Here is a 10,608-nt window from a genome sequence, read left to right on the forward strand (position 1 = left end):
GGATGGCGAACGCGCGGGCTCGCGCATTCGTTCGCCGTATGAAGTGGAGTGATCGAGGCGGACGAATTATCTGCGGGCCTCTTCTATGAGGCCGCGGGGTCCGCCGACAACAGTCGTTCTACGACGCCTGACTCCGCGCTGGGCGGGTCATTCGTCCTCCGACGCTACACGTGCAACGTCGACAATGCCGAATCGTGGTGTGGGTCACCATGTCGTGAGGTGCTCAGGCGACGCTGCTCGCCACCGCGATCACCACACCGGCGACGGTCAGCACACCCACGACCACCGCATAGATCCACGCCGCGCGGCGTTGTCCGCGCCGGGCTGCGCCGATGCCGAGTCCGACAGCGATCAGGATCACCGCTGCGTAGACCGAGATGCCGATGGTGAGTCCGGCAACCGCGGCGTCGGTCATCGCGAGAATCTGCGGCGCGGCGCCCCAGCGGTACATACCGGTCATGACCTGAGTAGATCACGGCCGGTGCTCAGATCACCCCTGTGGGTGCTCGTCGGGTGCCGGGCTGCTGGGTGGGCATGCGATTGGGTGGGACCGGGTACGGTGCGCCTTTCCCCAGCGTGCCCGCGGCGATGTTCGGACCGCATTGCACCAGGGCGTTCTGGGCGGCGGGGGCCGGGTCGCCGAACCGTGGCCGCGCACTGTTGGGGGCGTTGCCGAAATCGAAGGCCGAGGTCATGTCGCCGACGACGGATCGGCGCCACGCCGTCAGGTTGGGGACGTCGACACCGAAGCGCTTCTCGATGAGCCGCAGCTGCGAGGTGTGGTCGAAGCGTTCGGTCGCCACGAGACCGCCGCGGCTGTAGGGGGAGATGACGAAACACGGCACGCGATAGCCGAGACCGATCGGTCCGCGGATGCCCTTCGACGACGACACCTTGTTGATGTCGGGGACGCTGAGGTATTCGCCTGGCGTCCCGGGTGGTGGGGTGGGCGGGGTCACATGATCGAAGAATCCGCCGTTCTCGTCATAGCTGATGATGAGTGCGGTTTTCTCCCACACCGCCGGGTTGGAGGTGAGGATGTCGAGCAGTTGCACGATGCCGACGGCGCCCAGCGCGGCAGGAAGTGCCGGATGTTCGCATTCCATCGCCGGCGGTACCACCCACGACACCTTCGGCAGGCGGTTGGCCTTGACGTCGGCGGCGAAGTCGTTGGGGTAGGTGGGATCGATTCCGCGGCGGGCCAATTCGGAGTTCGGGTTCTGGGCCTGGGTGAAACAGCCCATCATTCCGTCGAGGATGACCGACGACACCGGCCCGAGATCCTTGTTGTTGTAGATCTTCCAGCTCACCCCGGCGTCGCGAAGGTTTTCCGGCATGGTGCGCCAGCTGTAGGCGAATTTTGGTATGAGAGTGGGTGTCTCGACGAGGGGTCCACCGTGGCGGCCGTCCGGGTCCAGTGTTGCGCTCATCCAGTACAGCCGGTTGGGGTCGGTCGGACCGAGTACCGAGCAGTGGTAGGCGTCGCACAGGGTGAAGGCCTCGGCGAGGCTGCGGTGGACCGGGATGTCCTCGCGTTCGTAGTAGCCCATCAGGGCCGGCGCGTTGTCGGGGCCGACCGAGGCGATCGACATCGGCAGCCAGCCGTCGTTGCGGCCGTGATTCCACGCCTTGTGCAGTCCGGCCCACGAGTGATCGGGATCGTTGATGCACTCACCGTCGAGGTTGGCGTCGTGGGTGGTGTCGAGCCGGAACGGCATGGTGTGGCCGGTCGGGGTCGGGCCCACCCCCGGCGCCCAGCCCCGTTGTTTCCACAGTGGCGTCGATTCCCCGAAACCCCGTACCCCGGAATAGGTTCCGAAGTAGTGGTCGAATGACCGGTTCTCCTGCATGAACAGCACGATGTGCTCGATGTCCGAGAGCGAACCGGTGCCGCCGGGATCGGCCGACGCGTACGCCTTGTCGATGATCGGCGCGGCCCACGAGGTCAGCAGTGCGCCCCCACCGACGGCGGTGACACGATTGAGGAAGTCTCGCCGGGAGTATCCGGCGAATGGGACATTGGGCACGGGTGCTCCTCGTCTGCGACGGTTGCACCCGGGCTGGTGGCCCCCCGGTGAGGGCGCAGGTGCTCACCGAACGGTGAGTCTAGACCCGACCTCGCCCGTGCGTGGACGAAGCCGGGCCGAACATCCGGCGCCGGTCGATCAGACCACCGATTCCGTCCGCTCCGTCGACGAGTCGACCTTGTCCTTCTCCCAGAAGGTCGCCCCGACGATGCCCAATGCCACCGGATCGAACTGCGGGTCGATGCCCGTTTTCTTCTGCCGTTCGTAGTCACGGAGTGCGGTGAACACCGGTTGCTGCAGGATGAGGATGCCGACGATGTTGAGCCACGCCATCAGTCCGACGCCGATGTCACCGAGAGTCCAGGCGTCCGTCGCCGTCGACACCGCGCCGATTGCCACAGACACCAGGATCAGGGCCTGCAGCAGCAGCGTGGCGTTGCTGCCGAGGGTGCTGCGCAGCGGCCGCACATAGATCGTAGAGGCCTTGCCCATCAGGAATCGGAGATTGGTTTCGGCCATGTAGTAGTAGGCGATGATCGTCGTCAGGCAGAAGAACAGCAGCGACACCGCCACGAACGACGAGCCCGCGCCGCTCCACAGGGTGTCGAATCCGGTTTGGACGAAGGTGGGTCCCACCTCCGCGTCGGCGGGCAGCATGCCGCCTTCGGCGATGACTGCTCCGCTGTCCGATTCGCCCTCGAACACGCGGTACGCGCCGGTGGACAGGATGAGGAAGCCGGTGGCCGAGCAGACGAACAGGGTGTCGACATAGACGGCGAAGGCCTGGACGAGCCCCTGCTTGGCCGGATGGGAGACCTCTGCGGCCGCGGCAGCGTGCGGTCCGGTGCCCTGGCCGGCCTCGTTGGAGTAGATGCCGCGTTTGACGCCCCACATGATGGCGACGCCGATGATCGCGCCGAATGCCGAGTCCACGCCGAAGGCGGACCCGAAGACCGTCGCGATCACCCCGGGAACCTCCGAGGCGTTGAAGGCGACGATGATCAGGGCGATGACGATATAAATGACCGCCATCAGCGGGACCACGATCGAGGCGAAGGTGGCGATGCGTTTGACGCCACCGATGATCACGAACGCCAGCACGATGACCGATCCCACCGCTGCGATCCACTTCTCGATGCCCCAGGCGTTCTCCATCGCGATGGCCATCGAGTTCGACTGCACGCTGGGCAGCAGCAGGCCACAGGCCAGGGTGGTGACCGCGGCGAAGATCAGGCCGTAGACCTTGAAGGCGCCGGATGCCTTGGTGTGGGCGAACGCTCGGCTCAGGTAGTACGCCGGTCCGCCGCGGTACTCGCCGGTGAGGTGATCGCGCGTCTTGTAGATCTGACCCAGCGTGCACTCGACGAAGGAGGTCGACGCACCGAGGAAGGCGACCATCCACATCCAGAACAGTGCGCCCGGGCCGCCGAACGCGATGGCGGTGGCCACGCCCGCGATGTTTCCGGTACCCACACGACCGGCCAATGACATGGTCAGCGCCTGGAACGACGAGACCCCCGACGGCGACTTCTCGCCGTGGAACATCAGCCGGATCATCTCCTTGAACTGACGTACCTGGACGAAGCGCGATCGGATGGAGAAGTACACACCTGCGGCGAGGCACAGGAAGACCAGTGCGTTGCTCCAGATGTATCCGTTGATCTCGGCGAGGACCTCGGACATGAGACTCCTGGCGTTGGGTGCCGTCCGTCAGGTCGACCCCTCGACCTGACGACGGAGAGGATGCCCGGGGCGTGGACGGCACGTGGCGAACTCTTGGACGTCTCTTTACCTTCGCATGACTCCGAGATGTTCGCGCGGTGAACGCGCGGCGGCGTCCTGGCCCGGCCGGGTGGGTGCTGGTCAGGCGGTCGAGTCCGGAGCCGCGGTGCGGATGAGGGCCTCGAGTTCGGCCCGGATCGATTCCAGCGGGTCGTAGCCGGCGATCGCCGTGGCGATGGCGGCCGCGTTGGTGCGGTGGTCGTCGCTCCCGATCACCTCGGAGACCGCCTGCGCGATGCGGGCCGGCGTCGGTTGTGAGGTGCGCAGATTCACCCCCACGTCGAAGAAATCCACCCGCGCGGCGACCTCGGGTTTGTCCTCGGCGCCGGGCGCGACGACGATCGGTACGCCGTGGCTCAGGGCCAGCAGCACGGTTCCGTATCCACCGTTGGTGACCAGCGCGTCGAGACGGGGCAGCAGCAGATCGTAGGGAAGGAACTCGGCCACATGGGCATTGGCCGGAATCGGGCCGACCGACTTCACGGGGACGTTGCCCGTGCTGACCACGACGTGGCCGTCGAACTCGGCCAGTCCGTCGAGTGTCGGCCGGATCAACGTGGAAAGGTCCTGGTTGGCGACGGTTCCCTGGGTGACGTGGACGATCGGCCGTCCGTCGTCGAGTTCGTCCCACCAGAGTGGGAGTGAGACCGGACGGTTCGACCGGCTGGTGTCGACCGGACCGACGAAGCGCAGCCCGGGAACGAAGTCGGTCAGCGGATACTCGAATTCTCGTGGGCCCAGTTGCAGGAGGCGATCGAAGAGTCCCGCGAGGTCGAGGATGAAGGGGAAGTCGGATGGCAGCGACGTGCCGGTGGCTTCCTGGTACATGGTGCGTGCGAGCTTCTGGGTGCCGCGGAACGCGATGTTGACCACCGCAAAGTTCAACGCGCGGTTACGAAGTCGACCCCAAGGCGACCACGACGGCGACAAGGCCATACCGGCCGGTGCCGCATCGCGGGAGAGCTGGGCGAGCGGTCCGATTCCGAAGGCAGCCACCGGCGGCCGCTCTCCGCTGGGGCGGGTGAGCAGGGGCGCGATTCCGGCGAACAGGTGATCCACCACCACCGCATCCACGTCGTCGTCGGCGAGAACAGAACGGACACCGGCCCATTGATCGGGAATCGGGTGAATGAAGTTGTGCTGCAACTGGTATTGCGACAGTGCCAACCCGCTGTGGCGATCGAGATCAGGGAGGTATCCGTCGAGATCGCGTTCGTCGAAGTCGGCGCGGCCGGTCAGTGGAACGAAGTCCATCCCGGCGTCCCGGGCGCTGTCGGCGAAACGGGAGCCGGTCAGCATGATCACGCGGTGGCCGGCGGTCACGAGGTGACGGCCCGCGGCGAGCATCGGCGCCACGTGCCCGTACAGCGGATTGGACGCGAAGAGGAAAGTCGCCATCGGGTTCCTAATCAGACTTGATAGCCGTTCAAGTTAGAATTGAACCATGATCCGGGCGGATGCGGGCGACATCAGACGTTCCTATGACGCCGCCGCCCGACGAGCGCGCGGCGACGCCGATCGGGCCAAGACCCGAGACCGCATCGTCTCGGCAGCGCAGGAGTTGTTCATCGCCAACGGCTACCGGGCGACGTCGATGGCGGCCATTGCGGCTGCCGCCGGTGTGTCGTCGCAGACGATCTATCTCGCCATCGGATCGAAAGCCGCAGTGCTGCAATCGGTGTCGGATCGCGTCATCCTCGGTGGCGAGGCCGCTGCGGTGGCCGATCTCGGCTGGGTACACCGGCTGGCCGCCGAGGACGACCCACACGCACAGTTGCGCATCCTCGTCACCGAACTCGTCTCACTGGCCGAGCGGGCCGCGCCGATCTGGCGGGTCACCCAGCAGGCGGCGGCGGAGGAACCGGAGTTGGCCGCGGCCTGGCGGCGGCATGAGGAGGGGCGACTGGCCGATCAGCGCGCGCTGGTCGGGCTGGTCCGCGGCCTCGCGGTCTCGCCGGAACGCGCGACCGACATCATTCACGGTTTCCTGAGGCCCGATCTCTGGCAGGTGTTCGGGATCGAGCGGGGCTGGACACGCGACGAGGTCGAGGAACTTGCGCTCGATCTGCTTGCCCACCTGCTGCTCTGAGCGCGCCGCTTTCGTATGTCGGATGGGTCGCCGCGCGTGGGGATGTCACTGTCCGGCGCGGCGGATCGCGGTGCGAAGGCGTGCGAGGTCGCCGCTGCGCCGGCCGAGAACAAGCCACAGGATCGCGAGATAGGGCGTGATCGCCGCGGCGATGTAGGCGCGTGCATGCGCGGGAAGGAGGTCGTCGATGACCTGATCCCGGGGCACGCCGTCGACGTCGGCGGGCAGCCAACTGTCGAGCAGCGTTCGGGTCAGCGACACCGGTTCGAATGGCCCGACGGAACTGGCGAGATAGAACGAGATGAGCGTGATGACGAATGCGCCGATCGATGCGATCACCTGCACCTGCGAACCGAGAATGGCCGAGACGCTGCGTATTGCCTCGACGCTGAACCCCAGGACGAGTGCCAGAAGGAGGCAGGCGATCTGAGCGCTGAGCAGTTCTTCGAGGACGGAACTCTCGTCGTCGCTGGACTGCATGGCGGGAAGGGCCAGGGCCAAGGACACCAGACCCGAGATCAGTGCGACCAGCGTGACGCTTGAGGTGGCATCGTTGATGCGCTGGAAAGACGCTCGCGCCGCCTGTTCAGTGGTGGCGGAGGCCGCCTTGGGCGAGACGTGGTACACGATCAGCACCACCAATCCGGCGATGACGATCGACAGCATCCAGGCGACGGCACTGGTGGCGACCCCGGCCAGGGCGAACGACCCCACCAATGGTCCGAACGCCGCATCGGAGATGAGGCGGGTGCCGATCAGCGGCAGCACTCCGACGACGGCGACGACCAGCCCGCTCGCCAGCAGTGGCCCGGAGAACTCGGTGAGATCGAGTGCGTCGAGGTCCGGGTCCTTGCCGCGGATCACTCGCCATTCCGCGGTCATCAATCGGCCGGAACCGCGCAGCCAGTGCGTTCGACCGCGCGGTCGGTCGGGCTTACTCATGGTTGATCATCATGCCCACGAGGTGCCGTCGAGGTGTTGTGGACACACCGTCATCGGCCGGTGGGATCGGCCGGCGGGGCGCGCGGTGAGTTGCCGCCGGGTTCGATCGGCGGGTTCCGTGGAGTGTGCGGCCTACCGTGGAGTGATGACCACTTCGGAGAACTCCCCATCAGAGATCTACGACGTCATCGTGATCGGCGCCGGGCCGGCGGGTGAGAACGCCGCCGACTACGCCATTCGCGGCAGCGATCGCACCGCCGTCATCATCGAGGAGCAGTTGGTCGGTGGTGAATGTTCGTACTGGGCGTGTATGCCGAGCAAGGCGCTGCTGGGGGCCGGGGCGGCGCTCGACCATGCGGTGGCGTTACCGGGGTCGCGTGGACGGGTCACTACGTCAGCGCCCGACGCGTCGGCGCTGCTGGACTGGCGGACCCGGATCGCCGGACGTGACGACACCGGTCAAGTGGAATGGCTCGATTCGGCCGGCATCGATCTGATCCGCGGACGTGGGCGAATCGTCGGCGAGCGGGTCGTCGACGTCGAGGGCCGCACGATCCGGGCGCGTGAGGCGGTGGTTCTGGCGACCGGGAGTACCGCGGCGATCCCGCCCATCGCGGGGTTGGCCGACACCTTGCCGTGGACGTCGCGGGACGCGACGAACCTGCTCGAGGTGCCCGGCCGGATCGCGATCCTCGGCGGTGGGGTGGTGGCCTGTGAGGCCGCCACCTGGTGCACCGATCTGGGCGCGGCCGTGACGATGGTGGTGCGCGGTGAGACCCTTCTGCCGTCCATGGAACCCTTTGCCGGACAACGTGTTGCCGAAGGATTGCGCGAGCGCGGCGTCGACATCCGGTTCGGGTCAACCTTCACCGAGGTCTCGCGCCCGGACGTCGTCGACACCGGGTACGGGCGCATTCACGGCGGACCGGTCTCGGCAACGATCGCAGATCACAACGGTCATGCGGAAAGTCTCGAGGTCGACGAGATCCTGGTTGCCGCGGGGCGACGGCCGGCCATGGCGGGACTGGGACTGGATTCGATCGGTATCGATCCGTCGCGGCCGCTCGACGTCGACGATCACCTCAACGTCGCCGGGCATGACTGGCTGTATGCGGTCGGCGATGTAAACGGCCGGGCCCCGCTGACGCATATGGGGAAGTATCAGGCGCGGGTGGTCGGTGATGTCATCGCCGCGCGCGCATCGGGGACGGCACTCGACGATCGCCACGCCGCGACGTCGGACCATGGCGGAATCCCCCAGGTCGTGTTCACCCGGCCGCAGGTGGCGTCGGTGGGGGTCACCGAGGCTGCGGCTCGGGCAGCCGGCCACGCGGTGACGGTGTCCGACCTCGACATTGCCGTCGCCGGTTCGGCCCTCGAGAGCGAGGACTACCGCGGGCACGCGACGTTGGTGATCGACGGCGATCGTGACGTGCTCATCGGGGCCACCTTCGTCGGTCCCGACATCGCCGAACTGCTGCACAGCGCGACGGTTGCCGTGGTGGGGGAGGTTCCGCTGTCGCGGTTGTGGCATGCGGTGCCCGCGTATCCCACGGTCAGTGAGGTGTGGCTACGCCTCCTAGAGAACTTGCGCTGAGTGAACCTTTGCCGGCCGGTCCTACGGTTACCGCGATGAATCGATCGACGGAATCGAACAAATCGGACCTGGCCAAGACTGGGTAAAACCCGGATGTGAGTGGGACCACAACTCGGGAGCATTGTCTGCCAGACCACCACACAACCTGGAGGCAGCCCATGAGTTCCCCGTCCACCTGGTCCGGCCCGCAGCACCGCAGCAGCGTGCTCTGGATCGTCACCCTGGCCACCATCGCGATCGTCTTCGACGGTTACGACCTCGTCGTCTATGGCACCGTGCTGCCGATCCTGCTCGATGACCCCACCCAACTCGGAAACCTGAGCGCGGCCACCGCCGGAGCGCTCGGCTCGTACGCGCTGGTCGGGGTGATGATCGGCGCATTCATCGCGGGCGCCTTCGGCGATCGGGTGGGGCGGCGTCGGATGATGCTGTTCAACATCATCTGGTTCTCGGTCGGCATGGGGGCGACTGCGCTGGCGCACAACCTCGTCACCTTCGGTGTTCTGCGGTGCCTCACCGGCATCGGTATCGGTGGTCTTGTCGCCACCGTCGGCGCCATGGTGGCCGAGTTCGCGCCGCCGGCCAAACGCAATCTGTTCAACGCGATCGTCTACAGCGGAGTCCCGGCCGGCGGTGTCGTGGCCGCTGTGCTGGCATTGCTGTTCGCCGACCACATCGGATGGCGTGGACTGTTCTGGGTGGGCGCGCTTCCGCTGATCACCCTCTTGCCGGTCGCTTGGTTCAAGATGCCCGAGTCGCCGCGCTGGCTGGTGGCCCGCGGCAGGATTGCCGAGGCGCAAGCCATCAGCGCACGTACCGGTATCCCGATGCCCGCCGAAGAATCACCGGCGGTGCCGAGCGTGGCCGGGGCTGTTGCCCCATCGGAGAAGGTCGGGTTTGCCGCGCTGACGACGCGTCATCTCGCCGTACCCACCCTGCTGCTGGGCCTGATGAGCTTCGCGGGACTGCTGCTCACCTACGGACTGAACACCTGGCTGCCGCAGATCATGAAATCTGCCGGGTTCAACGCGAAGGGTTCCCTGTCGTTCCTGTTGGTGCTCAACGGTGGTGCGATCGTCGGCGGTCTGATCGCCGCGCGTCTCGCGGATCGTCGTGGGCCGCAACGGATCGTGGCCACATCCTTCTGCCTCGCCACCGTGGCGCTGGTATGTCTGACGATGGGATTCCCGCTGCCGGTTCTCCTCGCGGCGGTCGCCGTGGCGGGCGTCGGCACCATCGGAACCCAGGTGCTCATCTACGGTTACGTCTCCAACTTCTACCCGACGAGCGCCCGGGCCGCGGGCGTGGCCTGGTGTGCCGGATTCGGCCGCCTGGGTGGAATCGTCGGTCCGTTGATCGGCGGTGTGCTGATCGGCGCGGGTATCTCCTCGAGCGTAGCCTTCTACATCTTCGCCGGCATCGCGCTGGCAGGTTCGGTGGCCACCATGATGGTGCCATCGCGTGGGTCCATGGAAAGCTCTGTGCCGAAACGCGATTCGCTGCCGCTTGCCGCAGCGGAGTGATGTATCGCCCGTACTGACTGCACCCTGCTCGGCCCCGACGTTCGCGTCGGGGCCGAGTTGTCTGTGGTGGTCTGCAGTGAAAGCGCCTGCGGCACAGTGTCCAGAGAGAATATTGTTCGCCGATCGAGCCGCTGAGGAGCGCCAGCCGCCGCGTTGAGCTGCGTCGAAAAGACGAACCGTGTCCGCCGGGCCGGCTTGTCCGTCGGGCCGAGCTTGTCGAGGTCGAGGCCGAGGTCGAGCCCGCATTCCGCCGGTCGAGCCGACCGGAGCGCTAGCGAAGGTCGTGTCGAGACCACGCAAGACGACGCTGAAAACTCCACCACCCCAACCGCATTCAAATATTCACAACCTGTGAATAGCAAATACTTGCGATTCCGATAGAGAGTGGCTGTAATAGAACACATACGCCACAACGGCCTTTTCGGGGGAGGTGACATCAGCATGACAGACGCCACCGACAGTCCCATGTCACGACCACTGCAGCTGATGCACCAACTCTCCGAGATCTTGGACGAGTTGGCCGCCACTCCGATGACCGCCTGCTCCGACCTCGAGGTGGTGGAGGCGGCGAAACTGTCCGAACAGATCGCCACCCGTACCCACTTCCAAGGCGACCGCGCGATCCTGGAAATCTCTGATCGTGGTGTG

General features: G+C 66.3%; 8 protein-coding genes and 1 pseudogene. 4 read left to right on the plus strand and 5 right to left on the minus strand.

Translation table 11 applies throughout. The annotated features are described in order from the left end of the window. Positions 1 to 223: 223 nt before the first annotated feature. The 4 genes from ABLE94_RS19735 to ABLE94_RS19750 form a co-directional block, all read right to left on the minus strand. Positions 224 to 460, minus strand: a complete 237-nt coding sequence (locus ABLE94_RS19735; protein WP_348809602.1) for a hypothetical protein — start codon at positions 458 to 460, stop codon at positions 224 to 226. Positions 461 to 485: 25 nt separating this feature from the next. Next, the gene (locus ABLE94_RS19740) at positions 486 to 2,027 is read right to left on the minus strand and encodes an alkaline phosphatase family protein (RefSeq protein ID WP_348809603.1); all 1,542 of its coding nucleotides are present in this window, start codon (positions 2,025 to 2,027) and stop codon (positions 486 to 488) included. A gap of 138 nt (positions 2,028 to 2,165) precedes the next feature. Continuing rightward, positions 2,166 to 3,710 (minus strand): alanine/glycine:cation symporter family protein, encoded by a 1,545-nt coding sequence (locus ABLE94_RS19745; protein WP_348809604.1) that lies wholly within the window; start codon positions 3,708 to 3,710, stop codon positions 2,166 to 2,168. 180 nt (positions 3,711 to 3,890) lie between these two features. After that, positions 3,891 to 5,207, minus strand: a complete 1,317-nt coding sequence (locus tag ABLE94_RS19750) for a glycosyltransferase (RefSeq protein WP_348809605.1) — start codon at positions 5,205 to 5,207, stop codon at positions 3,891 to 3,893. 46 nt (positions 5,208 to 5,253) lie between these two features. Between ABLE94_RS19750 and ABLE94_RS19755 the strand changes: the two genes are divergently transcribed. Next, positions 5,254 to 5,898: a TetR/AcrR family transcriptional regulator gene (locus tag ABLE94_RS19755; protein WP_348809606.1), complete on the plus strand. Its 645-nt coding sequence runs from the start codon at positions 5,254 to 5,256 to the stop codon at positions 5,896 to 5,898. 45 nt (positions 5,899 to 5,943) lie between these two features. Here ABLE94_RS19755 and ABLE94_RS19760 read toward each other — a convergent pair whose 3' ends face one another. Further along, on the minus strand, positions 5,944 to 6,840 hold the full coding sequence (locus tag ABLE94_RS19760; RefSeq protein WP_348809607.1) for a hypothetical protein: 897 nt from the start codon (positions 6,838 to 6,840) through the stop codon (positions 5,944 to 5,946). Positions 6,841 to 6,985: 145 nt separating this feature from the next. Here ABLE94_RS19760 and ABLE94_RS19765 point away from each other — a divergent pair, with 145 nt between their 5' ends. The 3 genes and pseudogenes from ABLE94_RS19765 to ABLE94_RS19775 form a co-directional block, all read left to right on the plus strand. Next, on the plus strand, positions 6,986 to 8,437 hold the full coding sequence (locus ABLE94_RS19765; protein ID WP_348809608.1) for a dihydrolipoyl dehydrogenase family protein: 1,452 nt from the start codon (positions 6,986 to 6,988) through the stop codon (positions 8,435 to 8,437). 158 nt (positions 8,438 to 8,595) lie between these two features. Continuing rightward, complete coding sequence (locus ABLE94_RS19770; protein ID WP_348809609.1) at positions 8,596 to 9,960, plus strand: MFS transporter; 1,365 nt, start codon at positions 8,596 to 8,598, stop codon at positions 9,958 to 9,960. Positions 9,961 to 10,401: 441 nt separating this feature from the next. After that, a pseudogene (locus tag ABLE94_RS19775) lies at positions 10,402 to 10,608 on the plus strand (HNH endonuclease); the annotation flags it as partial.

The sequence above is a fragment of the Gordonia sp. VNK1 genome (genome assembly GCF_040049135.1).
Classification (GTDB): Bacteria; Actinomycetota; Actinomycetes; order Mycobacteriales; family Mycobacteriaceae; genus Gordonia; species Gordonia oleivorans.